This window comes from Ruegeria sp. O11 (assembly GCF_056535285.1).
The window spans coordinates 24893-48098 of sequence record NZ_JBQERS010000001.1; the positions used below are offsets into that span (position 1 = coordinate 24893).

The 23206-nt window shown below is 56.8% G+C and carries 22 protein-coding genes; 7 read left to right on the top strand and 15 right to left on the bottom strand.

All coding sequences use genetic code 11. The features are described 5' to 3' along the window. The first annotated feature begins 2 nt into the window (after nucleotides 1-2). The 3 genes from ACRZ91_RS00120 to ACRZ91_RS00130 are packed head-to-tail and all read left to right on the top strand — an operon-like array spanning nucleotide 3 to nucleotide 2258. Nucleotides 3-422 carry a PaaI family thioesterase gene (locus ACRZ91_RS00120; protein ID WP_480901698.1) on the top strand — a complete coding sequence of 140 codons (420 nt, stop codon included), beginning with the start codon at nucleotides 3-5 and terminating at the stop codon, nucleotides 420-422. Between the two features lies 1 nt (nucleotide 423). After that, nucleotides 424-939: a PaaI family thioesterase gene (locus ACRZ91_RS00125; RefSeq protein WP_010438904.1), complete on the top strand. Its 516-nt coding sequence runs from the start codon at nucleotides 424-426 to the stop codon at nucleotides 937-939. A 2-nt stretch (nucleotides 940-941) separates the two neighbouring features. Next, nucleotides 942-2258 carry an MATE family efflux transporter gene (locus tag ACRZ91_RS00130; protein WP_480903359.1) on the top strand — a complete coding sequence of 439 codons (1317 nt, stop codon included), beginning with the start codon at nucleotides 942-944 and terminating at the stop codon, nucleotides 2256-2258. On the opposite strand, the gene arsC is transcribed toward ACRZ91_RS00130, so the two are convergent. The 4 genes from arsC to ACRZ91_RS00150 are packed head-to-tail and all read right to left on the bottom strand — an operon-like array spanning nucleotide 2255 to nucleotide 4414. Further along, nucleotides 2255-2596: an arsenate reductase (glutaredoxin) gene (gene arsC / locus ACRZ91_RS00135; protein WP_480901701.1), complete on the bottom strand. Its 342-nt coding sequence runs from the start codon at nucleotides 2594-2596 to the stop codon at nucleotides 2255-2257. The two genes, ACRZ91_RS00130 and arsC, sit on opposite strands and share 4 nt — an antisense overlap. Next, a complete protein-coding gene (locus tag ACRZ91_RS00140) occupies nucleotides 2593-3651 on the bottom strand; it encodes a quinone-dependent dihydroorotate dehydrogenase (protein WP_480901704.1) in 1059 nt (352 codons plus the stop codon). The genes arsC and ACRZ91_RS00140 overlap by 4 nt, the downstream gene beginning before the upstream one ends. Next, nucleotides 3648-4079, bottom strand: coding sequence for a DUF1330 domain-containing protein (locus ACRZ91_RS00145; protein WP_480901706.1), 432 nt, complete (start codon nucleotides 4077-4079; stop codon nucleotides 3648-3650). The genes ACRZ91_RS00140 and ACRZ91_RS00145 overlap by 4 nt, the downstream gene beginning before the upstream one ends. Next, complete coding sequence (locus tag ACRZ91_RS00150) at nucleotides 4076-4414, bottom strand: DUF952 domain-containing protein (protein WP_480901708.1); 339 nt, start codon at nucleotides 4412-4414, stop codon at nucleotides 4076-4078. The genes ACRZ91_RS00145 and ACRZ91_RS00150 overlap by 4 nt, the downstream gene beginning before the upstream one ends. A gap of 109 nt (nucleotides 4415-4523) precedes the next feature. On the opposite strand from ACRZ91_RS00150, the gene ACRZ91_RS00155 reads away from it, so the two are divergent. Next, nucleotides 4524-6107, top strand: coding sequence for a bifunctional metallophosphatase/5'-nucleotidase (locus ACRZ91_RS00155; RefSeq protein ID WP_480901711.1), 1584 nt, complete (start codon nucleotides 4524-4526; stop codon nucleotides 6105-6107). 56 nt (nucleotides 6108-6163) lie between these two features. On the opposite strand, the gene ACRZ91_RS00160 is transcribed toward ACRZ91_RS00155, so the two are convergent. Next, on the bottom strand, nucleotides 6164-7816 hold the full coding sequence (locus tag ACRZ91_RS00160) for a tetratricopeptide repeat-containing sulfotransferase family protein (protein ID WP_480901713.1): 1653 nt from the start codon (nucleotides 7814-7816) through the stop codon (nucleotides 6164-6166). Between the two features lie 146 nt (nucleotides 7817-7962). Between ACRZ91_RS00160 and mnmH the strand changes: the two genes are divergently transcribed. Then, nucleotides 7963-9015: a tRNA 2-selenouridine(34) synthase MnmH gene (gene mnmH / locus ACRZ91_RS00165; RefSeq protein WP_480901715.1), complete on the top strand. Its 1053-nt coding sequence runs from the start codon at nucleotides 7963-7965 to the stop codon at nucleotides 9013-9015. Here mnmH and selD read toward each other — a convergent pair. From selD to ACRZ91_RS00200, 7 genes are read right to left on the bottom strand one after another with little or no spacing between them, the layout of a single operon-like run. Next, complete coding sequence (selD, locus tag ACRZ91_RS00170; RefSeq protein ID WP_480901717.1) at nucleotides 9006-11165, bottom strand: selenide, water dikinase SelD; 2160 nt, start codon at nucleotides 11163-11165, stop codon at nucleotides 9006-9008. The two genes, mnmH and selD, sit on opposite strands and share 10 nt — an antisense overlap. Before the next feature lie 5 nt (nucleotides 11166-11170). After that, nucleotides 11171-11557, bottom strand: a complete 387-nt coding sequence (locus ACRZ91_RS00175) for a Na+/H+ antiporter subunit G (protein WP_010438925.1) — start codon at nucleotides 11555-11557, stop codon at nucleotides 11171-11173. A gap of 7 nt (nucleotides 11558-11564) precedes the next feature. Beyond that, on the bottom strand, nucleotides 11565-11834 hold the full coding sequence (locus ACRZ91_RS00180; RefSeq protein WP_010438928.1) for a K+/H+ antiporter subunit F: 270 nt from the start codon (nucleotides 11832-11834) through the stop codon (nucleotides 11565-11567). Then, on the bottom strand, nucleotides 11831-12328 hold the full coding sequence (locus ACRZ91_RS00185) for a Na+/H+ antiporter subunit E (protein ID WP_170470849.1): 498 nt from the start codon (nucleotides 12326-12328) through the stop codon (nucleotides 11831-11833). Before ACRZ91_RS00185 ends, ACRZ91_RS00180 begins: the two co-directional genes overlap by 4 nt. After that, nucleotides 12328-13875, bottom strand: a complete 1548-nt coding sequence (locus tag ACRZ91_RS00190; RefSeq protein ID WP_260025106.1) for a monovalent cation/H+ antiporter subunit D — start codon at nucleotides 13873-13875, stop codon at nucleotides 12328-12330. Before ACRZ91_RS00190 ends, ACRZ91_RS00185 begins: the two co-directional genes overlap by 1 nt. Beyond that, complete coding sequence (locus ACRZ91_RS00195) at nucleotides 13872-14231, bottom strand: Na+/H+ antiporter subunit C (RefSeq protein WP_010438934.1); 360 nt, start codon at nucleotides 14229-14231, stop codon at nucleotides 13872-13874. Before ACRZ91_RS00195 ends, ACRZ91_RS00190 begins: the two co-directional genes overlap by 4 nt. After that, nucleotides 14231-17101, bottom strand: a complete 2871-nt coding sequence (locus ACRZ91_RS00200) for a monovalent cation/H+ antiporter subunit A (RefSeq protein WP_480901721.1) — start codon at nucleotides 17099-17101, stop codon at nucleotides 14231-14233. The genes ACRZ91_RS00195 and ACRZ91_RS00200 overlap by 1 nt, the downstream gene beginning before the upstream one ends. A gap of 212 nt (nucleotides 17102-17313) precedes the next feature. On the opposite strand from ACRZ91_RS00200, the gene ACRZ91_RS00205 reads away from it, so the two are divergent. After that, entirely contained in the window at nucleotides 17314-17784 is a 471-nt protein-coding gene (locus ACRZ91_RS00205; protein WP_480901723.1) for a rhodanese-like domain-containing protein, read from the top strand. After that, nucleotides 17784-18599 carry a CE1 family esterase gene (locus tag ACRZ91_RS00210; RefSeq protein ID WP_480901726.1) on the top strand — a complete coding sequence of 272 codons (816 nt, stop codon included), beginning with the start codon at nucleotides 17784-17786 and terminating at the stop codon, nucleotides 18597-18599. The genes ACRZ91_RS00205 and ACRZ91_RS00210 overlap by 1 nt, the downstream gene beginning before the upstream one ends. On the opposite strand, the gene mdoH is transcribed toward ACRZ91_RS00210, so the two are convergent. From mdoH to ACRZ91_RS00225, 3 genes are read right to left on the bottom strand one after another with little or no spacing between them, the layout of a single operon-like run. After that, a complete protein-coding gene (gene mdoH / locus ACRZ91_RS00215) occupies nucleotides 18600-20471 on the bottom strand; it encodes a glucans biosynthesis glucosyltransferase MdoH (protein WP_480901729.1) in 1872 nt (623 codons plus the stop codon). Continuing rightward, the gene (locus ACRZ91_RS00220; protein WP_170468850.1) at nucleotides 20468-21967 is read right to left on the bottom strand and encodes a glucan biosynthesis protein G; all 1500 of its coding nucleotides are present in this window, start codon (nucleotides 21965-21967) and stop codon (nucleotides 20468-20470) included. The genes mdoH and ACRZ91_RS00220 overlap by 4 nt, the downstream gene beginning before the upstream one ends. Further along, nucleotides 21964-23181 carry an OpgC family protein gene (locus tag ACRZ91_RS00225; protein WP_480901733.1) on the bottom strand — a complete coding sequence of 406 codons (1218 nt, stop codon included), beginning with the start codon at nucleotides 23179-23181 and terminating at the stop codon, nucleotides 21964-21966. Before ACRZ91_RS00225 ends, ACRZ91_RS00220 begins: the two co-directional genes overlap by 4 nt. Nucleotides 23182-23206 lie beyond the last annotated feature (25 nt).

Sequence of the window (23206 nt, forward strand, 5' to 3'; positions counted from 1 at the left end):
CCATGGTCGATAAGACAGTTTTAGCGCGGCAGTTCATCGAGGCGATTCCGCATGCAAAAGCCCTGAGGCTTGATTTGACCCATATCGGAGAGGGTGAGGCCGAAATCTCGATGCCCTACAACGAGCAACTAATCGGCGACCCCAGAACCGGAGTAATCCATGGTGGCGCGGTTTCTGCCATGCTTGATACTTGCTGTGGTGCCGCGGTGATGAGCCACCCATCGGCCCCCGGAGGAACCGCTACAATCGATCTTCGTATTGACTACATGCGGGCCGCGACGCCCGGTCAAAGTATCCGGACGCGGGCGACCTGCTATCACATCACGCGCAATGTGGCCTTTGTTCGTGCGACGGCGACGGATGATGACAGCGACCGACCGGTTGCTACTGCCTCGGGCGCATTCACCGTGGAGGGGCGCTGAGATGGCAAGACCTCGCCCCGAACCCATGCAGGTAGTCAAGCAACGCCGTGATGCCGCTCTGACCGCTTTGGTCGAAGGTGTGCCGTATATTCGGTTCCTCAACATTACATTCGACCGGCGTGGGGACGAACTGACAGGTGTTCTGAATTTCGATGAGAAGTTGATCGGCAATCCCTTTCTGCCTGCCATCCACGGCGGTGTGACGGCGGCGTTCCTGGAAGTCACTGCCGTTATCACGCTGAGTTGGGAGCATATGTTCCCCAGGATTGAAAGCGGTGAGATCGGTGCCGAAGATATCTTGACCGACGAGAATATCCGCTTTCCCAAAACCATCGACTTCACGGTCGATTACCTGCGGTCTGGCTTGCCGCGAGACGCTTATGCACGCGCATTCATCAACCGATCGGGTCGACGTTATGCTTCTGTCCGGGTCGAGGCTTGGCAGGACAACCACGCCAAACTCTTTGCGCAAGGCACCGGGCATTTCTTAATGCCGCAGCCTCCGACAAAGCCGTGAGCTTGGAGGAGGCCAACGCGCCCATCACCCATCGGCGCGTCTTGAAAATCGCGATGCCGATCGTGCTGTCGAACGCGACCGTGCCGATCCTTGGCGCGGTCGATACCGGCGTTGTCGGTCAGATGGGGCTGGCAGCACCTATCGGGGCTGTGGGTATGGGCGCGGTGATCCTGTCGGCGATCTACTGGATATTCGGCTTTCTGCGGATGGGTACCACCGGGTTGGCCGCGCAGGCACGCGGTGCGGGTGACACAGCAGAAACCGGAGCTCTGCTGATGCGGGGTCTGTTGCTGGGCGGAACGGCTGGGTTGGTCTTCATTGCGGCGCAAGTCTGGGTGTTCCTTGGGGCCTTTGCACTGTCTCCAGCCAGCGCCGAGGTTGAGTCTCTGACGCGCGCTTATCTCGAGATTCGCATATGGGGGGCTCCGGCCACCATTGCACTCTATGCAGTAACAGGCTGGTTGATCGCAGTTGAACGCACGCGAGGTGTATTCATCCTGCAGATCTGGATGAACGGGCTGAATATCGTACTGGATCTATGGTTCGTGCTTGGCCTTGGATGGGGTGTCGAAGGCGTTGCCATTGCCACTCTGATCGCCGAATGGACAGGCCTTGCGCTAGGCTTATGGCTGTGCCGAGAGGCGTTTGGCGGCAACCAGTGGCGGGATTGGCCGCGAATTTTTGACCCAATGCGTTTGCGTCGGATGATGCAGGTAAACGGTGATATTATGGTGCGCTCGGTTTTGTTGACCGGGGCATTCACAACGTTTCTATTTGTCGGTTCCGATCTGGGCGACGTGAATTTGGCGGCCAATCAGGTGCTGTTGCAGTTTCTCGAAATCACTGCCTTTGCTTTGGACGGCTTTGCCTTTTCGGCTGAAGCTCTTGTCGGAGGAGCTGTCGGCGCACGCGACCGCCGCAAGGTCCGGCGCGCGTCGGTCATGGCTTCGCAATGGGGCGTTGGCGGGGCCGTCGGGCTTGGGCTGGTGTTTTATTTGGCAGGGCCGGCGTTGATCGATCTGATGTCAACATCGCCCGAGGTTCGGGCGACGGCACGCGAATATCTGTTCTGGGCTGCTCTGGCACCGGTCATCGGGGTGGCAAGCTGGATGTTCGATGGTATCTATATCGGCGCCACCTGGACCCGCGATATGCGCAACGCGATGATCCAGTCGGTCGCGTTGTACGTGGTGGCGTTGTTCGTGCTGGTGCCGACGATGGGCAATCATGGCCTGTGGTCCGCGCTGATGGTCTTGAACATCGCGCGCGGCCTTACGCTTGGTTGGCGCTATCCTCGACTTGAGGCACAGATCGCCTAAAGCAAGTCCAGCAGGTTCTCGGGCGGGCGTCCGATAGCGGCTTTGTCGCCTGCGATGGCCAATGGTCGCTCGATCAGGATCGGGTGGTCGACCATGGCCTGAATAAGCACCTCATCGGGCGAGGTCTTGGTCAGACCCTGCTCTTTGAACGTCTTCTCTCCGGTGCGCATCATGCTGATCGCCGGGATATTCAGCTTGGCCAGAACTGTCCGGATTTCATCAGCCGAGGGCGCGTCTTCAAGATATTTGCGCACCTCAGGCTGTGCACCGTTTTCCTGCAGCAATGCCAGCCCCGCGCGGGACTTGGAGCAGCGCGAGTTGTGCCAATATTCGATCATAGCCAGTCCTCTCGTTTGCTGCCCACCGCCTGCGCGACCGAGGTGTATCCGTCGCGTGCCAGCAGGTCATCCAACCCCTGCGCGATTTCAGCGGCCAGAGAAATCCCGCCATAGACCATCGCCGTGTAGAACTGCACTGCGGACGCTCCGGCGCAGATCTTGGCATAGGCCTGTTCTGCCGTGCTGATGCCGCCAACCCCGATCAGCGGGATATCTGCGCCCGTCAACTGGCTGAGCTGCGCCAGCACTCGCGTAGATTTCTCGAACAGGGGCGAGCCGGATAGGCCACCGGCCTGATCCTTGTGTGCACTGCGCAGGCCATCGCGCGACAGTGTGGTGTTGGTTGCGATCACCGCGTCCACACCGGTTTCACCAGCGACATCGGCGATGTCCTGCAATTCAGCTTCGGTCAGGTCCGGGGCGATTTTCAGGAAGATCGGGATCGGGCGGGGCAGGGCATTACGTGTCTCAATCACGCCGCCTAACAAAGCGCCCAATGCCGCTTTGCCCTGCAAGTCCCGCAGCTTTTCGGTATTGGGTGAAGACACATTGACGGTGGCAAAGTCCAGATGCGCAGCGCAATGGGCAAGCACTTTGGCAAAGTCTCCGGGCCGATCATCACTGTCTTTGTTGGCCCCAAGGTTCAACCCGATCACTGCGTCGTTGGGGCGCTGCGCCAGACGCGCAGCCATGACCTCCATACCTTCATTGTTGAAACCAAAGCGGTTGATCGCCGCGTGGTCTTCGGTCAGGCGGAAGAGGCGCGGTTTTGGATTGCCGGGCTGTGGGCGGGGTGTCACCGCGCCCACTTCAATAAACCCGAATCCAGCACGCGAAAGTGGTGCCAGTGCCTCACCATTTTTGTCAAAACCCGCAGCTAGTCCAACGGGGTTTGGCAATTCCAGGCCTGCAACACGGGTTTTAAGCCGATCCGATGTGACCGGCCCGGGCGTTGGTGCCAGCCCCGAGGTCAGGGCCTTGATCGAAAGCCCATGCGCGATTTCAGGGTCAAGGCGGTGCAGGGCGGCCAACCCCAGTTTCTCAGTCATTTTCATCCGAAGGAATCTCCACCTTCTGTCGGCGCACAACGGATCAGGCGCGAGGTTTCAACGGCGGCTTGCCGGTGCATCACGGCAGCGCGATAAGCTGGGTCGGTCACCATCTCAAGAAACGCATGGGCGGTGGGATAACGGGCGATGAACACTTCGTCCCATTCTTCATCCTGCGGCCCGATAAGCGTAGTCTGAAACGTACCGCGCCAAAGGATCGTTGCACCTATGCGGGCGATGATTGGGGCAGTCTCTGCCCCGTAGTTGCGGTAGGCTTGCGCTCCGGTCAACCCAGCATTAGCCAGCGGATGATCCGACGGATACTGTGCTGTCTTGCGGAACTTCACCAGGTTGAGCATCTCGATCGGATGGTCACGGTTGAGGTCTTTGAATGCCTCAAACTGTTCCCGAACCGGGTCGATGAAGCGGGTCATTCCATCCCCTCCGGGAACCGGTGGACTTGACCATCAAAGGGCAGGTCTTGCGACCAAATCACGTCCGACATTCGAATTTGACGATAAAGGTGAGGAAACAGCGCGCCGCCGCGCGAGACCTCCCATTTCAGATCGTCGCCCATAGCATCGGCATTACATGCCAGAAGTGTTAACCCCGCGATACCAGCGAAATGCTTGGCGGCAGTCTCCTCAGCCTGCTCTGCGGTTGAGAAATGGACGAACCCATCTGTCACATCAATCGGAGCCCCGTTCGAGGCTCCGTGTGCCTGCAAGTCGGCCCACTCGTCGGCCCGGAAAATCTTGTAAATCAGCATATCGGTCTGATGCCTTGCGCGGCTGATGGAATCAAGCTGGATTTCCCCCTTTGACTCTTTGCTGCGCAACGCGCACGATCACGACAAAACAACGATAGGGAGTTTTGAGATGTTCACCCGATTTTTAACTTCGGTCGCTGTATTGGGCCTGACAGCCGGTATGGCAGCGGCCGAATACAAGCTTACGATTCTGCATACGAATGACATTCACAGCCGCATCGAATCCATTAACAAATACGATTCGACCTGTGACGCCGAGGGTGAGGCCGAAGGCAAATGCTTTGGTGGCGTTGCGCGCCTGAAGACAATTGTGGATGCCAAGCGCGGCGAATTGGCGGACGAAAATGTCCTGCTGCTGGATGCGGGCGATCCGTTTCAGGGTTCGTTGTTCTACACGACCTATAAAGGTGCTGCCGAAGCGGAATTCATGGAAGCCATCGGTTACGATGTGATGGCGGTTGGCAATCACGAGTTCGATGACGGCCCTGCGGGCTTGGCGGCTTTCGTAGATACGGTCAGTTTCCCTGTGATTTCGGGCAATCTGGACTTGTCTTCTTCGACTGAACTGAAGGGCAAGGTGGATAACCACGTTGTACTGGACGTCGGCGGCCAGAAAGTAGGCATCATCTCAGCCCTCGCAACGGATACCGTTGAAACTTCGAGCCCGGGCAAAGACGTCGTTTTTCAAGACGAAATTGAAAGCCTTCAGGCCGATGTCGCTGCCCTGCAGGACGAGGGTGTGAACATTATTATCGCGCTGACCCATGTGGGGCTGCCCAAAGATATCGAGATCGCCGAGAAAGTGCCGGGTCTGGACCTCGTAGTTGGCGGGCATTCGCACACATTGCTGTCGAACACGAATGAAGACGCCGCAGGCGCCTACCCGACAATGGTGGGCGACGTCCCGGTGGTTCAGGCCTATGCGTATTCGAAATATCTGGGTGAGATCGTGCTGACATTTGACGATGACGGCAACCTGATTTCGGCAGAAGGTGAGCCGATCCTGCTGGATGCCTCGGTCACTCCAGATGCAGATATCGCGGCGCGTGTCGCGGAAATGGGCGCCCCGATTGAAGAGATGAAGCAGCGTGTTGTTGCCAATTCTGGCGCGACCATCGAAGGATCTCGTGATGTTTGCCGTGTGCAGGAATGCGAGATGGGCAATCTGGTTGCGGACGCGATGCTTGCGCGTGTGGCAGATCAGGGTACTCAGATCGCTATCGCCAACGCTGGTGGGCTGCGTGCTTCAATCGATGAAGGCGAAGTGACCATGGGCGAAGTTCTGACGGTTCTGCCGTTCCAGAACACGCTCTCGACCTTTGAGATCAGCGGCCAGGGTGTCATCGACGCACTTGAGAATGGCGTGAGCCAGGTTGAAGAGGTCAAAGGTCGCTTCCCGCAGGTGGCGGGCATGACCTTTACCTGGGATCCATCGGTCGCACCGAATGAAGGCCGGATTGTCGAGGTCATGGTCGCCGACGGTGACGGCTTTGCGCCTATCGATCCGGCGGCGACATATCTGGTTGTCACAAACAACTATGTCCGCAACGGTGGTGACGGGTACAGCGTATTCTCGGGCGATGACAAGAACGCTTATGACTTTGGCCCCGATTTGGCGGATGTAACGGCCGAATACCTTGCCGAGAACGCCCCATACCAGCCCTATCTGGACGGTCGTATCAAACAAAAGTAAGGTTATCACAACAAACAAACAGGAAGGCCGCCCACTAAAGGCGGCCTTTTTTTGGTTCAGTCGAACTTGTACTCAGGCCAAAGCGCCTGGTCGAAGCCGTCTAACATGGGTTGAATGTGGTCTGTGACATCACGCCAGCCGCCTATGGAACGGGTCGAGATTTTCTGGCGTACCTGATCGACACTGGCAGTGCGCACTTGCTGTGTGTTTCTTTCAGGGTGCATCATCTGTTCGTCCCATCCGATGCCGCAAAACGCTGTAATGTTTTTGCTATGAGTTTCAGGATCGGCGACCAGCTCTTCGTAAGATACCGACAGGATACGGTCCCCGAAGATGTTGTTCCAGTGCGCCATATAGCACCTGTACAGGTTGGCTGAATGCGCAATTGCCTTAAGATCAGACGCATAGCGCAGCCCCGGTTCAGGAAAACGCCTGATCCATTTGGATAGGCCCACATCCCGCGGATCGCGGATCATGTTGATAACCCGGGCTTCAGGGAAAGCCGCTAATAAAAATCCAACCCGCTGATAATTGTGAGGCATCTTGTCGACAAATGTAGTTGTACCCTTGGGGGTCGGTGGCATTAGTCTGCGGAATTCCTGCGCAAAGTCTGCGGCGGCTTTCGCGTCAAAAGGCGTGTTCGAACCCAGATAGGAATTTGAGAGATCAGCCCCCAGCATAAGCTCTCCACAGCCAACAACACCGGGTAGAGAACTCAACATCATTTCCATCAATGTCGTGCCCGACCGGGGCTGCCCCACGACAAAAATCGGTCTTGGCTCGCTGTCAGGCATCGAACCAATTGAAGACATATCATCGGTGAACAGGCTGCAAATTTCGCTTTGCTTTTTCTCTTCAATTGCAAAGTCATACGGGTTTGTCGCATGTTGTGCCGCATTGGCGCACGCGAATAGAGGCAACGCCACATGCAACCCTTTGCGTGCCAAAGTCACGTTTGCCTTTGCAAAGCCAAGCAATGAATCGTCGTGATCGCTTTGTGAAATCGCGGTTTCAATGGTGTCGGCAAGTTCGTCTGCTTGCTTTTCATCCGCTACCATGGACATTTGGTATAGCGCCACAGCTGAAACAGGATTTGCCGCAAGAACAGAGAGCAAGATCTGCCTTGACCCGTCCTTGTCGCCAGCCTGATGCAGGTTCACCGCTTTTCGGATGGCGATGTCTTCTTTTTCAGGTGCTATCTCAAAGGCGCGTGAAATATCTTCGGTGCTTTGTTGCGCAAAGCCGATCTGCCCATAGGCCCGGGCACGCGATGATAGCAGGTCAGCGTTATCAGGATCAGTCGCTAATTTTTGCGTGGCATGTTCGATGATCAAGCGCCAGTTCTGCCCTTTGAGCTGGATTTCGTCGATGACACGAACCAGTTCTTTGCTGTTGGGGAAACGCGCTAGCTTTTGTTCGGCATACGTAAGCGCGCGTGGGATTTGCCCTGTTTGCATCAGCGCATTTGCCAGATTTTCAACAAATTGCACATCGTCTGGCTTCATGCGCGATGCTTCGGCGAAATGGGGAATGGCTTGCTTGTACCGCTTCATCTCGGTGAGCACAAAACCAGCAATGGCTTGATAATCTGAATCCTTGGGGAATTTCTTGATGCCCAGTTGCGCCTTTTTCAGTGCCTGAGGCAGCTTTCCCGCCTCAAGGTCACTTAGTGCTTTGCTTTTGAGAGAGTTCGGGGTCTGTTGTGCCATTCGAGCGCAGGTCCCATGAATGAAATCTATTTAGAAAGTTCATTACCCAAGCGCACGCGTATTGCAATGGCTCATCAATGCGGCGTTCCGGTGTCACTGATGGCCGCTTGCTTTTCTTCTGCCGTTAGGCGCGATAGACCGTTGGTATGACATTGAAATTCTCCAGTCTGGCACAGCTTTACAGCCACGAGTTTGATACGGTCATTGACGTGCGAAGCCCAGCTGAGTTCGCCGAGGATCACATGCCCGGCGCCATCAACCTTCCCGTTCTGAACGATGAAGAGCGTGCGCGGGTTGGCACCATGTATGTCCAGCAAAGCCCGTTTCTGGCCCGCAAGTTGGGTGCGGCACTGGTGTTTCGCAATGCAGCGGGTCACATCGAGAACCGACTTAGCCACCATGAGGGAGACTGGAAACCCTTGGTTTATTGCTGGCGTGGTGGTCAGCGATCCGGGTCCTTCGGCTGGATGCTGCAACAGATTGGCTGGCGTGCCGAGGTGGTTGAAGGCGGATACCGGTCCTACCGCCGGTTGGTGAAGCAATATCTTTATGATGATGCGCTGCCCTATCGGTTGGTCGCGCTGGACGGATACACCGGGACGGCCAAAACTGACCTGCTGGCGCACCTGCGGACGCTAGGTGTTCAGGTGGTTGATCTGGAAGGGTTGGCCAATCACCGAGGATCATTGTTGGGCGAAATGCCCGGCGGCCAACCCAGTCAGAAAGCGTTTGAATCCGCCTTGACCGCAGCTCTGTTCGAAATGGAGGAGGCCCGGCCCATCGTAGTTGAGGCGGAGTCGTCGAAAATCGGAAGCCTGATCTTGCCACCCAGCCTTTGGTCTGCCCTGTGTTCGGCACCCCGAATTCAGATCAATGCGCCGATCGAGGCGCGCACGGCGTATCTGGTCTCAACCTATGACGACATCCTGTCGGACGGCGAAAGGTTACGAGACCGGTTGTCCCCGCTGCGGTTTCATCGCGGCCATGATGTTGTCGATGGTTGGTTGGATTTGATTGACGCGGGGGACAAAAGGGCTCTGACTCAGGCACTGATGGAGCAGCACTATGATCCGGCTTACGCCAAATCCCGTAAAGCACAACACGCTGAGGTAATCGCCCAGATTGATGCCTCGTCACTTGATGGCAAGGGGTTGTCCGCGACAGCGGAACAGATCGTAAGGATACTTGATCAGTTGTGAACGTGCAGGCCCGGTGTCGTGTTCAGGTGGCCGATCAGAGCAGCAGGATAGCCGACGGCCTGCAGTTGGGCACATAGATGTTCAGCCTCATCGGATGCAACAGCTGCCAACAGGCCTCCGGCTGTTTGGGGGTCGAACAACAGGTCAGCTTTGCCTCCGGTTGGAAGTTCAGGGGTTATGGCGCGGTTATCGGCGTAGATTGTGGATCGGATGCCCTGATCACTTAGTTCAACTGCACCTTTCATAACCGGGACCTGCGCCAGAGACAGGGTCGCGCCACATCCCGAAGCCTCACACATGCCCTGCAGGTGACCTGCCAGACCGAATCCTGTGACATCGGTCATCGCGTGGGCGCCTCTTAAGATGTGGGATGCCTCGCCTTGCGGCTGAATCAAGTGCTCGAAAGCGGAAACGACCCAATCTCCTTTTGCTTGCCCGGCCATTTCAGCGGCCATCAACACACCGCTGCCTAGTGGCTTTGTCAGGATCAAGGCATCACCGGATTTCGCACCGCCTAGCGTGATGGGTTCGGCTTCGCAAAGACCTGTCAACGTGAAGCCAATGGTCAATTCATCACCCATCGAACTGTGCCCGCCGACAATTTCAGCACCGGCCTGATGCATGACGGTGCTGGCAATCTGCATGATCTCGGCCATTGTACGTTGCTGGAGTTCAGCGGACATGCGGGGCAGGATGATTGTGGCCGTCGCGGCCTGTGGCTGCGCGCCCATCGCCCAAACATCACCAAGTGCGTGAACGGCGGCAATCCGGGTCATCAATGTCGGATCATTGGTGAAGCTGCGCAGATGATCCGCAGTTATAACCTGTCGTACACCACCGGCCTTCAGCAATGCCGCGTCGTCGCCGGGCAGGTAAGTGATGTCAGGCTTTTCAAGCCGCGGCAGTTCGGCCAGCGCGGTTTGCAGCGCTCTTCGACCGATTTTGGCACCGCATCCACCGCACATCGGCTTTTCTCCCAGTGCCTCTTGCATCCCAGTAGTGTGATACCGAGGCAGAGGGGGGGCGGGCATTTGGGGCAATTCACGAAATCTGTTCATGAAACGCTGATCAATGCGGTTCTTCCACTTCCACATGAGCGGTCCGCTGAACGAGGTTCCCAATCGTTCGGCCAGCGCAGATTTTTGGCCGAGCGAGATGAGCTTCAGGTAATCCTTTTGAGGCGCATACCGCCTCATCTTCCCGGCACCCAGTGCCGCGCGCAGATTGTCATACAAGATCGGTGCCTCGCGCACCGCGTATACCCCGGCTTTGGGACGCGGGTTTTCTGAAAGGTGCGCACAATCACCGGCGGCAAAGATCGCAGGATCGCTGCATTGCAGGAACGCGTTCACCTGGATGAAGCCGTCTTGAAGCGCGAGGCCGCTGTTGGAAATCCAATCATATGGCCGTGCGCCTGCCGCTCCGGTGATGAATTCGGCAGCGATCTGATGACCGTTTGACAGATCAATTCGCCCCTTTGAAATTTGTTGAATGGAAGCTTGCTCAAGAACCTCGATCCCTAGTTGCTTCATGGCCTGACGGATGGTTGCTGAGGCTTTTGGAACTGTTGCGGACAGGGCGGTTGCATTATCGATCAAAGTGACCTTTGCCGTGCGCCCCTTGGCACGCAGGGCATGGGCCATTGCCATGACCAATTCAGCACCGGCAACACCGCCACCGATCACCGCGACCGAGGCGGGGCCGGGCTCTGAAAGATACTCCTCCCATTGTGCGGCGAAGCGGCCAAGGGGTTTGGCGGGGACCGCATGGTCGGAAAACCCGGGCAAGGTAGGCATATCTGACGTGATACCCACGTTGACCGAAGCGACATCAAACTCCACCGGCGCGCGTCCGGGAACATGGATTTGACGTCTGTCCGGATCGATCCCCTCAACTGTGCCCAATATTACCCGAGCCCCTGCGTAGCGGGCGAGACGGACCAGATCGATATCAAGTTCCCAACGCTGATAATGGCCAGCAACAAAGCCCGGCAACATTCCCGAATAGGGCGCGGTCGGGCCGGGATTGATCACCGTAACACGTGCGCCCGGCAACGGGTTCATCCCCCATTTGCGTAGCAGTAGCGCATGGGTGTGACCCCCGCCAATCAGAACCAGATCGCGGGTCAGGGGCAGCGGTGGTGTGTGCATTGTAACTAGTTCGCGCTGTGGTCCGGGACGTCTTCAACCTGCTCAACGGCGTGGGTGGCCCAAAGCTCATCCTCGCCCGCATCAGGCAAATCACTGGGCTTTTCGTGTCGATGAATGTGCCATTTGGCAATGAACAGGGCCGTGATCGGTGCCGTCAGGAAAAGGAACAGCGTAATCAACAGCTCATGCAGTGAAAGTTTGCCCTCAAGCAGTACTGAATGTGCGATCGAAGCCAGGAGTACACCTCCCACACCCAGCGTTGTCGCTTTGGTTGGTGCGTGCAATCGCGACATCGGGTCTTTCAGCTTGATCATTCCAAAGGAGCCGACAAAGCCGAATATGCCCGAGACGATCAGGAAGAAGGCAATGAGCAGTTCGAAGATGAATGTCATGCCGCCCTCACTCGATGATGTTGCCGCGCAGCATGAAGCGCGCGTAGGCCACGGTTGAGACAAAGCCTAGCATGGCGATGATCATCGCGGCCTCAAAGAAAATCTCGGTTTCGATGCTCAGCCCATACAGTATCAGCAATGCGATGGTGTTGATCACCATTGTATCCAGTGCCAGTACACGGGTGCCCACGCCATCTGCAGTGATGATCCGCCAAAGGCACATCATGATCGCCGCTCCGAAACAGGCGAATGCAAAATATATCGCATATTCGATCATTCGAAAATCTCCTTAAGGCGGCGCTCGTAGCGGCTTTTGATCTGGTCGCGCACTTCCTCGGGGTTTGGCGCATCCAAGCAGTGTACCAGCAGATTGTGCCCTTGTGCGGACAGATCACAGCTAACGGTACCGGGTGTCATGGTGATAGTTCCAGCAAGTACAGTGATCGCTTCTGGCGTACGCAGTTCGAGCGGGACACAAACGAAACCAGGTTGGCGGTCGGCATCCTTTTTAAACAGGATAATTCGAGCGACTGCGATATTGGCCATCACGATATCCCACAGCACGACCAGCATGTACTCCACGACCATTGGCCAATTGCGCAGCTTGGGACGGTCAGGCCAATAGGGTTGCGTGATGAACGGAATAATGATCCCCAGCAACAAGCCGAACACAAGCGAATTCAGAGACGGCGAATTCGCCAGTAAAATCCAGACGATCGTCAGCAATACGGTCAGATGAGGGTGCGGGAATATCCGGCGTAGCAGCTTAATCATTCTTCCCTCCCCAGCACGGCCGAGATGTAGTTCTCGGGGGTAAACAACTGTTCTGCGGTTTTACTGGTGTACTGCAGTGCCGGGCCAGCAAATAGTGTGAGCAGTACCAGACCAAGAACCGCGCCAAAGACTGAGGTAAACGCAAGGGCTGCGTGTGGTTCGGGCGCAATTGCGGTGGCAACTGATTCTTCTTCTGAATCTGGTTCAGTTGGCGGGATTGCCTGTACGTCGTGGCACTTCCAGAAAATGAGTGTGCCGGCACGGGCCAATCCGACAATGGTCACGAATGATCCGATCAAGATCACAGCCCAGACCGCATTGGCATCCGGCGCCCCGCGCGAGGCGTCAAGAACAAGTAATTTGCCGATGAAGCCGGATAGTGGGGGCATTCCTGCCATCGCAATGGCACCAACAAAGAAGAGGGCCGAGATCAGCCCGGTTTGCGGCATCGGTGCAGTCGGCGTGATGGCACCTCCACGACGTTCCATCACCATATCCGCCACCAAGAATAGCAAAGCGGTCGCGAGCGTCGAATGGAAGACGTAATATAGGGCTGCCGCCGTTGCGACCTCGCTGAATAGTGAGATAGCGATGAGCAATGTTCCCATCGAGGTAATGGCGCAGAAGGCAACCATCCGTGCGATATGCTGTGAGCCCAGAATGCCTACGGCACCAACCGCCAAGGTGACCAATGCTGCAGGTTGCAACCACGCACCAACCAGCCCTTCGGTTGCGGCAACGTCCGGCCCGAAGACCAGAGTATACACCCGCAGGATAGAGTAGGCCCCGACCTTTGTCATGATTGCAAACAGGGCGGCCACAGGTAGAGGCGCATTGGCATAACTTGCAGGAAGCCAGAAATGCAGCGGCAGCACGGCAGCCTTGATACAGAACACCAACAGTAGCAGAACGGCCCCAACCCGTAGCAGGGCGGTATCCTCGGGTGGAATTTCTGCGACCCGAACAGCCAGATCAGCCATGTTGAGCGTGCCGGTGACGGCGTAGATAGTTCCAAGCGCAAACAGGAAAAGGGTTGAACCCAGCAGGTTGTAGGTGACGTATTGCACCCCTGCCTTCAGCCGGACCGCTCCGCCTCCGTGTGTCATGAGCCCGTAGGAAGCGATCAGAAGGACCTCGAAAAACACAAAAAGGTTAAAGGCGTCCCCGGTCAGAAAGGCCCCGCAAACGCCCATGAGCTGGAAATGGAAAAGGGCGTGGAAATGCTTGCCCCTATCATCCCACCCTGATCCGATGGCGTAAAGAACGATGGGCAGGGCCAGCAACGCCGTAAGCAGCACCATCATGGCCGACATCCGGTCCAATACCAGCACGATGCCGAATGGCGCAGGCCAATCGCCCAGCTCATAGACCTGGATTTCCCCGGTTGTGGCTTGCGCTGTGATGGTCAGTGCGATCCCCAGCAGCCCGACTACCCCCGCGACCGAGAATATGCGTTGCAAATCCAGATGATATCGCAGGACCATGATGATGAACGGGGCCAGGATCGCGGGCAGGACGATCGGCGCAACGATCCAGTGGTTCATGCGTCTTCTCCCGGTGCATCCACGCTGTCGCTCGCACTCATGTCAATATGGTCATCCTTCGAGGACAGATAGGCAGACAGGGCGATCATCACGATCACCGCGGTCATCCCGAACGAGATCACGATTGCCGTCAGAACCAGCGCTTGCGGCAGTGGATCGGTATAGGGCACATCTTCGTATTTGTTCAGAACGGCCGGGGCGTCCAGCGCCAAACGTCCTGTGGCGAACAGGAATACGTTCACGGCATAGGTGATCAGAGACAGGCCCAGAATAACCGGGAAGGTTCGTCGGCGCAGGATCAGGAATATCCCGGCGGCGGTCATCACACCTACGGCAGAGGCTACGAGCGCTTCCATCAGGCCTGCTCCTTCTCATTTTCATCTTCCGGAGGATTGTCCCGCAACGGATTGATATCCATCGGGAATTCCTGCGCCATGCCCGGCTGCCAGGCGAACCGCGACAGGCTGTCGAGCGCCAGCATCACCGCCCCCAATACGGCGAGGAACACTCCGGTATCGAACAGAATTGCAGTGGCCCATTCGAACTCTTCCAGAGGTGGCCAGTGGATATAACCGAAATCACTTGTCAGGAACGGGCGCTCATTAAACCACGCGCCTAAACCGGTGGCGGCGGCAATCAGGACACCCCAGCCGATCGTGCCGTGGTAATAGAACCGTTGCCGTTCGATGGCCCATGTGTATCCGCTGGCCATGTATTGCATCAGATATGCGATGGCGACGATGAGGCCTGCGATGAAGCCACCTCCGGGCTGGTTATGGCCACGGAAGAAGATGTAGGCACCAACCATCAAGGCAATTGGCATCATTACCCGGGTGGCGACAACCATCATCAGAGGATGCGAGTCACCTGACTGCGGCCAGTGCGGTTTGCGGTTCAGCAAATAGCCGCGCACGTTGGTGCTCAGAACCGCTTCGGTCAGGGCAAAGATGATCAGGGCGGCAATACCCAGCACGATGATCTCGCCAAACGTATCAAATCCCCGGAAGTCGACGAGGATTACGTTCACCACATTGGTGCCGCCACCGCCTTTGTAGGAATTCGCAAGATGGAAATCTGAAATCGTCGGAAAGGCGAAATCCCGCATCATCAGCGCGTAGATCAACGCGCCCGAGCCGATCCCGGCCACAACCGAAATCGCTGCATCGCGCCAGCGCCGTGCGGCGCTGCTGTCCCAAGGCGTTTCGGTGGGCAGGAAGTTCAGCGACAGCAACAACAGGATCATGGTTACAACTTCAACTGAGATCTGCGTCAGTGCCAGATCGGGGGCCGAGAGATAGTTGAACGCCATGGATACGATCAGACCGACAACCCCAATCAACACCAGCGAGAGCAGGCGGTTGCGGTGAAACCACATGATCGCAAGTGTCGCCGCAACAAGGCAAATCCAACCGATGATGGGAATGATCTGGGCCGGGAGCGGCACCCTGGTTTCTATGCCTATCGTGCCAGTTGCAAAGGCGTAGTAACCGATGCCAACCGTGAAGGCGATCAGGATGATGGCATAGCGGCTGATCACGCCGTTGTGCAGCTCATCCGTGATCCACTGGCTAAGGCGGGTCAACACGCTGATGACTGCTTCGAAGATCACCTTGGCCTCGGGGCGGGGCAGGGCATTCCAGATCTGCTCACCCCTGCGATGCAGGGACAGCAGGAATAAACCACCCAGTGTTGCTACCGCTGACATGTAAAGCGCGGGCGTGAAACCATGCCACAGTTTCAGCGAATAATAGGGCAGCTTCTCACCACCAATCACGGCGCTGGAGACAACCGCGACCAGAGGGCCGACGATCGCCGCGGAATAGAGGCCAATAAGGACCACCAGAACCACAAGGAACGCAGGCGCCAGCCACAACCCGATAGGGGGGTCATGTGGGTGAGCTGGATAATCTTTGCGTTCAGCACCCAGGAAAACATGCGCGACAAAGCGGAAGGAATAAGCGGCAGAGAACAGCGCGGCCAATAGCGCCAAACCGGGAACCAGATAATGCGAGTTCAGCCAGGTTGTGTGCACCGTCTCTTCCAGCATCATCTCTTTCGACAAGAAACCATTTAGCGGAGGCAGACCAGCCATCGACAGCGCTGCAATGGTACCGATGGTAAAGGTGATCGGCATCAGTTGACGCAATCCACCCAAGCGCTTGATGTCTCGTGTGCCGGTTTCGTGGTCAATGATACCAGCGGTCATGAACAGAGCGGCCTTGAATGTAGCGTGGTTGATGATGTGGAAGATGGCTGCCACAGCCGCGATCTTGGTGCCAAAACCCAGCAGCATGGTCACCAATCCAAGGTGTGAGACTGTCGAAAATGCAAGCAGTGCCTTGAGATCGTCCTTGAACAGCGCAATCACTGCACCCAGCAGCATGGTGATCAGCCCGGTGGTGGCGACGATGTAGAACCACGTATCCGTCCCAGCCAGAACCGGCCACATCCGGGCCATCAAGAACAGACCGGCTTTTACCATCGTGGCAGAGTGCAGATAGGCTGAAACTGGTGTCGGTGCAGCCATGGCGTGCGGTAGCCAGAAATGAAACGGGAATTGTGCCGACTTGGTGAAACAGCCCAGCAGTATCAGGATCAGCGCGGGCAGGTAGTAGGGCGACGCCTGTATCAGTTCTTTGTTCTGCAGGATGACGCTTAGATCGTAGGAGCCAACGATGTTGCCCAGGATCAGCATCCCGGCGATCATCGCCAGCCCGCCTGAGCCGGTGACAGCCAGCGCCATCCGGGCACCTTGCCGCCCTTCGGGCAGATGCCTCCAATAGCCGATCAAAAGGAATGAGCTTAGGGACGTAAGTTCCCAGAAAATAAGAAGAAGTAATATGTTGTCAGACAGAACGATACCGACCATCGCGCCCTGAAACAACAGTAGATAGGTATAGAACTGCCCCATCGGATCTTCGCGTGACAGGTAAAACCGCGCATACAGGATTATCAGCAAGCCGATCCCTAAGATCAGCAGCGCGAACAGAAAACCCAGCCCGTCGAGCATGAAATTCGCGTTCAGCCCCAGCCCCGGTATCCAGTCAAATCGCGCAGTCACCACCTCGCCGCGCATGACGCTGGGAATATGGATCAATAGTCCCATCAGGGCGAGGAATGTGGTCAGCCCTGCCGCGGAAGCTGCTGCGTTTCGTCCTGCCCGGATCAAGAGGGCTGGAAAAACAGCTCCGAGGAAGGGAAGGGCCGCGATAAGGAATAGGGACAAGTGCGATACTCCGGTCTGTGCGGTCAAGTTAGTCCTGATTTTGTAGGGAAAAATTCCGAACTGTCCAGAGATTGGGCTGTTTTTTCGAAGAGATTGACCATTGCAAAGTTGTTCGGGGGGCGATGACAATATCTTGAACAACGCGCGCGAACAGGGGCGCGAAATGGTGGCGTGCTTGTGATATGACCCAAATTTACATCAGGAGGCGCAATTTGGCAGAACACGCGATCAAAACCCGTCGATGGGTCTTCCTTGGAGCTGGAACGGTGATAGCCGGAGGCTTGGCGCTCCGGGAATACCGTTTGATTCCACAGGATTACGCAGGACATCAGATCGCGGTTTCCACTGCCCACCAGCACGTGCGGCAGGGGGATATTGTTCTGATCGACATCCGTACCCCTCGCGAATGGCGCGCAACGGGGATCGGTGAAGGTGCCCATCCGCTCGACATGCGACGCGAAGATTTTGTGCCCGTTTTGGATCAATTGCTCGAGGGCGATCGCACCGCGCCGGTGGCATTGATTTGCGCGCGTGGTGTACGTTCTGCCCGGTTAAGCAACCAACTGACTAAAGCGGGCTTCACCAATGTCATCGATGTGCCTGAGGGTATGCTGGGGTCGGCCGCCGGACCAGGTTGGGTTCGCGCGGGTCTGCCCGTCAATGATTACAAAGAGGATACGTAATGCGAGCGAGATTATGGCTGGCTTTGGGCCTTGCCTTCACGGGGGAAACCGCTCTGGCCGTTTGCGGTGATCAAGATGGGGTTTGCAAGACAGATGCAGGCGCGTATCAGATCGAGTTGCCGGCGGATAACAATCCGCCGCTAGTCGTATTCATGCATGGCTATGGTGGCACGGGTACTGGGACACTCAAGAACAGGGCAATGGTCGAACCGCTGCTGAAACGAGGCTACGCCGTGATGGCCCCCGAAGGTTCCGAGCGGAATGGTCGTCAAAGCTGGAACTTCTTTCCTGGTTGGGACGGGCGTGACGAGGCCGATTTTTTGACCGAAGCCGTTCAGGATGCGGCCAATCGGTTTGACATTGACCCCGGTCGGGTAGTGCTAAGCGGTTTTTCAGCGGGTGCATTTATGGTTTATTACCTTGCCTGCGCGGCGCCGGAAACCTTCTCGGCCTATGCACCGGTTTCAGGCGGTTTCTGGAGGCCGCATCCGGAGACTTGCGAAGGACCGGTCCGTCTGTTCCACACCCACGGTTGGACAGACAATGTGGTTCCGTTGGAAGGGCGCATACTCGGCGGAGGCCGGTTCCATCAAGGTGATATCTTTGCTGGTCTCGAAATTTGGCGCGTTGCCAATGAATGCGTCGATACCAAACCCAGCGGGTTTTTAACCACTGGCCAGTTCATGCGTCGGAACTGGATGGGATGCGCTGAAGGAAGCGCGCTGGAATTCGCGCTGTTTCCAGGTGGACATACAGTGCCCAAAGGTTGGGCCGATATGATGGTGGATTGGTACGAGGGCTTACCCGGCAGTTGATTACTCTGCCGGGGTGACGATGCCCTTGCCTTCGATCAGGCGCTTCAACTCATCACGATAGAGCCGTGCTGACCGGGTGATAGCAGGCTCGCTGACGTCTTCGCGCATCCCGACCATACGACGCGCAGCGCCCGCTGATACGCCGCTCAGCGCCGAAAGCGGGATTGCCAGCGCAAGACTGATTGCGATTGGGGCCAACCAAACTGAGACGAGACCAGCAAGAATACCAACGCTCAATGCCACACCGCTTACGGTTTCAAGCGCGTGACACAAGATCAAGGTCCGCAGCCCATAGCTGCCGCCATCACGGGCCTGCGGTGACCAGCCTTTTTGAATGCCCAGGGTGGTCCGGAAAACCGCGATCATCTGCTGCACCATCAAAATCGGAGCATAGAGAACTGATAAAACGACCTCGGACAGGAATGAAGTAAAGAACTTACGGGTGCCGCCGAAATCGGAATATCGTACGCCGCTGAGGGGCAGTGCGGCCACGCCCAGAACCTTGGGGGCCAGCAGCATTGCGTACATCACCAAAATGATCAGTACGTGGCGTGTTTCGGACATCTCAGGCCATTGCGGGAAAAGCGGATTATCGGGGCTGAAGTAATGCAGAACCGAGGCATCCTTGCCCTGGCCGATCAAAGCCCACATCACCAAAAGCGCAAACCATAGCGGCGACATCAGATATCCGACCGCACCGTGAAACATATGGAAGCGTGAGACCGCACGGAACCCCGTCGAACCAAGCAGTTTCAGGTGCTGCAGGTTGCCCTGACACCAACGGCGGTCGCGCATGGCGTGGTCGATGAGGGTGGGTGGTGTTTCTTCATACGATCCGCGAATGCGTGGCAAAAAGCGCACGGCCCATCCGGCGCGACGCAGCAGTCCGGCCTCGACAAAATCATGGCTCATGATCAGCTTGTCCTGCCCATTGAGAGATTTCAGCTTCGGCAAGCCCGCGCTGGAGGCAAAAGCGCTTGTGCGGATGATGGCGTTATGGCCCCAGTAATTGCCTTCTTGCCCGCACCAGCGGGCCAGACCTTCGGCAAATGCGATACCATAGACACCATTGGCAAATTGCTGCATCCGGGCGAAAACCGACTGCGCGCCGATCAGTTGCGGATAGCTCTGGATCAGGCCTGCACCCGGATCACGCGCCAGCGCGTCGGTCAAACGGCTGATCGCGCGACCTGTCATCAAGCTGTCGGCATCCAGCACCAGCATCGCATCCCAATCCGCGCCCCAGCGGCTGACCCAATCGGCAATGTTCCCGACCTTGCGATCCGTGTTTGTAGGGCGGCGGCGATAGTAAAGCTCCAAACCTGGTGCCAAGGTTGTCCGCAACGCCTCAACGCTGGCCTGTTCCTGCGCGGCGATCTCGGGTTCGCGCGTGTCGGACAGGATGAACATTGCATAATGGTGCTGACCGCCGCGTTGCTGCAGGTCTTCAAGCATTGTGCGAGCATTGCCCAGAACGTTCCAGGGCACCTCGTTGTAGACCGGCGTCAACAGCGCCACGCGCAGCGGCTGCGGTCGGCCTTCGCGATTGGGCTGCTCCTGACGGGACAGCGAAACCATGCCCAGCAACACGGTACAGACCGTGAATGAAATCCAGAAGAAGTTGAAAGAGATCAACGTTAGCAGGATACCTTCGACCAGGTTGATCCCTTCGGCGCTGAACCAGTCAGACATGACCCAGAGCAGGCCCAAAGTTGCCGCCATCGCCGGTGAAAAGGCCAGCGCACGCCAGAATCCGGCTGATGGTCTCCGATCACTAGTCGGGGCCTGCGCATCGCGGAACCCCTGCGCAAAGTTCTGCGCGGGCATCGCCAGAGGGGCCTCGGGCGGCATGATATGAAGATCGCGGCTCATGAGGTCCAACGGTATAGCCAGACTTCAGAGGCCGGCTGTTTGTCTTTCAGCAGTTGCGCGCGCAATTCGACATGGTTGCGTTCACCAGGTTCAAATGAGAACGCCAGTCGTAATCCACCTGTATCTGGATTACGCTGCAACACTCCGTCCGACGTCTCAGCATGAGGCGAGTCGACAAAAACAGTCATCTCCTCGGGGTCGTCAAACAGATCGCTTGGTTCAAAGTCGATCACGGCCAACCGTCCTTCGCCAAAGGTATTATCGCCCATGGCCGTATTGATGACCCGCGCGACGGGTGTGCGCTGAGGTTCTTCGCCCCAGATCAGGCGATAGGACATATCAACTTGGCTGCCTGCCGCGTACGGTTCCATCGGCCGCCAGTAGGCGACGATATTGTCATAAATTTCCTGATCTGCGGGTATTTCTACCAGCGTGACAGACCCCTTGCCCCAGTCCCCATTGGGCTCGACCCACAAGCTGGGGCGCTTGTGATAGTTGGCCTCAAGATCAGCGTAGTCTGAGAATTCGCGCTTACGCTGCATCAGGCCAAAGCCACGTGGATTCATATCCACAAAGGAGGCGATCTGCAGGCGGGTTGGATTGGCCAATGGCCGCCATAGGACTTCGCCCGCACCATTCCGGATCAGCAACCCGTCGCTGTCGTGAACTGCGGGGCGAAAATCATCGAACCGGCTGTGATTGGTCTGATCGAACAGGAACATGGATGTGCCTGGTGCGATGCCGACATGGGACAGTTCGGTGCGTGGAAACAGCGTTGCGCTGACGTCCATGATGGTGTCGTCACCTGGCGTGATTTCAAACCGGTACGCACCACTGACGCTGGGGCTGTCCATCAGGGCGTGGACCACCATGTTCCGCTGTCCCGACGCGGGCTTTTCGAGCCAGAAGCGAATGAAATCGGGAAATTCCTCCCCATCGGGATCGCCGGTTTTCAGCGCCAAACCGCGTGCTGACAAACCATATGCTTCGTGCAAACCGATCGCGCGGAAATAGCTGGCACCCTGAAAGACGCAGAACTCGTCGGTTAACCCGGGCCGATGCATCTCGGCACGCAGGCGGAACCCCGAAAAGCCCAGCGTTTCGTCTGCAGGCAAAGAGGGAACGTCTTCGCTTTTTGTGAACATGTCCAGATCAAAGGCAACAGGTGTCACATGACCATGGTCGACGGTTGAAATTTGCACTGCGCGAGGGAAGTAAAGTCCGGGCGCGAAGAAATCGACTTCGAACGGTGACTTGGTGCTGTACCAAAGGCCTTTTTCCAATTGGAAACGGATCGAGCGATATTGCTCATAGTTCAGATCCTGCCATTCTTGCGGCACCATCTCGCGTTCTACATAAGGTCGGCTTGCCAGATCGCGCGCCATTTCGATAACTGTGTTGCGGTCAAAGGCGACCTCACCGCCGGTCGCATGAGCTGCCGGAGCGAGGATCAATGCCGTTGATGAGGCGAGGAAAGCGCGGCGTGTAAAATTCATTTCTTAGTCTTCCAAGGGTGTGACTTAAACCACGCGGCCAGATAGGCCACGCCGATGATCATGGCAAAGCCAATCATGTTGGCGACAAAGACACTGGCAACATCCCGCCCACTCAGGTCCAATCCGACGCCGATAAGTCGCGCTGCAGCCATGGAAAATACAAAGACCGCAAGCGACTGCTGCCCGACTTTGGTGATGACACTCAGCAGGAACTGCCAAACCTTCGCTGCGGTTCCCTGACCGGTGGCGATCAGGCGGTGGCCATGCTCACCGGCAACAACCCAGCCCAGATAGGCCAGTGAGAGGAAATGCAAATATCGGAAAAGGCCAAAGTCTGTCTTGTTGCGGAACTCTTTGGTTACCGGCCAGACTTTGCGGATTTCATCAGCGAGATCGGGTGCTGCGGCATTTATCCAGGTAAAAACCTTCCACGAACCAAACGGCATCGAGAAGATCAGGAATAATGAGGCCGCCCAGATCAACGTTTTTGAAACCGGCGGGGCGGGAATCCAGCCGCGCATGAACGCGAAGCCAGTGAAGAACAGCAATTGCCAGCCAAACGGGTTGAAGAACCATTGCCGGTCCGACCAGGGCTCTGCAGGCAGATCAAGGTAATCGTATTGCGCGATCAGCCAGATCGTGACCGATGTCAGGGCGACTGCCCAAAATCCGATGCGATAGAGCCCCATGAACAGCGGCATCATCGCAAGCACCACCAGATACATCGGTAGGATGTCAAAATAGTTGGGCACATAGGTCAGAGTGAACAGCCCCACGATCTGCGTTGCGGGGTCATTGAAGAAATGCTGCAGGTTCAGCGACGAGATATAGTTTTTCTCGAACAGCCCGCTTTGGTTCAGCGCTGCCATAGTCATAGCGACGAAGAAAAACAGACAAATATGCGCCCAGTAAACCTGCCAGATACGGAACGAGACGCGCGCGGTGCCCATCAACCAGCCCTTGCGCATGAACGCTCCGCCAAAGGCGATGGCCGAGGCCATGCCGGAGCAGAAAACAAAGATTTCGGTTGCATCCGAAAACCCGAACCGAGCAGGAATCCACTTGGCCCAAGGATCGTTCGGGATATGGGCAATAAGGATGATAAACATCGCGATACCGCGATAGAAATCAAGGCGCGGGTCGCGCGTGCGGGCAGGGGTGGCGGTTTGAGGCGCCACCGGAGCAAAATCAGAAGCGGGCGATGCAGTCGCCATACGGTTTCTGTCCTTCTTGGTCTTT

Excerpts from the sequence above, each read along its gene's own strand:
- ACRZ91_RS00120 (WP_480901698.1), top strand. The coding sequence starts at position 3 with ATGGTCGATAAGACAGTTTTAGCGCGGCAGTTCATCGAGGCGATTCCG.
- ACRZ91_RS00125 (WP_010438904.1), top strand. The coding sequence starts at position 424 with ATGGCAAGACCTCGCCCCGAACCCATGCAGGTAGTCAAGCAACGCCGT.
- arsC (WP_480901701.1), bottom strand. The coding sequence starts at position 2,596 with ATGATCGAATATTGGCACAACTCGCGCTGCTCCAAGTCCCGCGCGGGG.
- ACRZ91_RS00140 (WP_480901704.1), bottom strand. The coding sequence starts at position 3,651 with ATGAAAATGACTGAGAAACTGGGGTTGGCCGCCCTGCACCGCCTTGAC.
- ACRZ91_RS00145 (WP_480901706.1), bottom strand. The coding sequence starts at position 4,079 with ATGACCCGCTTCATCGACCCGGTTCGGGAACAGTTTGAGGCATTCAAA.
- ACRZ91_RS00150 (WP_480901708.1), bottom strand. The coding sequence starts at position 4,414 with ATGCTGATTTACAAGATTTTCCGGGCCGACGAGTGGGCCGACTTGCAG.
- ACRZ91_RS00155 (WP_480901711.1), top strand. The coding sequence starts at position 4,524 with ATGTTCACCCGATTTTTAACTTCGGTCGCTGTATTGGGCCTGACAGCC.
- ACRZ91_RS00160 (WP_480901713.1), bottom strand. The coding sequence starts at position 7,816 with ATGGCACAACAGACCCCGAACTCTCTCAAAAGCAAAGCACTAAGTGAC.
- mnmH (WP_480901715.1), top strand. The coding sequence starts at position 7,963 with ATGACATTGAAATTCTCCAGTCTGGCACAGCTTTACAGCCACGAGTTT.
- selD (WP_480901717.1), bottom strand. The coding sequence starts at position 11,165 with ATGCACACACCACCGCTGCCCCTGACCCGCGATCTGGTTCTGATTGGC.
- ACRZ91_RS00175 (WP_010438925.1), bottom strand. The coding sequence starts at position 11,557 with ATGACATTCATCTTCGAACTGCTCATTGCCTTCTTCCTGATCGTCTCG.
- ACRZ91_RS00180 (WP_010438928.1), bottom strand. The coding sequence starts at position 11,834 with ATGATCGAATATGCGATATATTTTGCATTCGCCTGTTTCGGAGCGGCG.
- ACRZ91_RS00190 (WP_260025106.1), bottom strand. The coding sequence starts at position 13,875 with ATGAACCACTGGATCGTTGCGCCGATCGTCCTGCCCGCGATCCTGGCC.
- ACRZ91_RS00195 (WP_010438934.1), bottom strand. The coding sequence starts at position 14,231 with ATGGAAGCGCTCGTAGCCTCTGCCGTAGGTGTGATGACCGCCGCCGGG.
- ACRZ91_RS00210 (WP_480901726.1), top strand. The coding sequence starts at position 17,784 with ATGCGAGCGAGATTATGGCTGGCTTTGGGCCTTGCCTTCACGGGGGAA.
- mdoH (WP_480901729.1), bottom strand. The coding sequence starts at position 20,471 with ATGAGCCGCGATCTTCATATCATGCCGCCCGAGGCCCCTCTGGCGATG.
- ACRZ91_RS00220 (WP_170468850.1), bottom strand. The coding sequence starts at position 21,967 with ATGAATTTTACACGCCGCGCTTTCCTCGCCTCATCAACGGCATTGATC.
- ACRZ91_RS00225 (WP_480901733.1), bottom strand. The coding sequence starts at position 23,181 with ATGGCGACTGCATCGCCCGCTTCTGATTTTGCTCCGGTGGCGCCTCAA.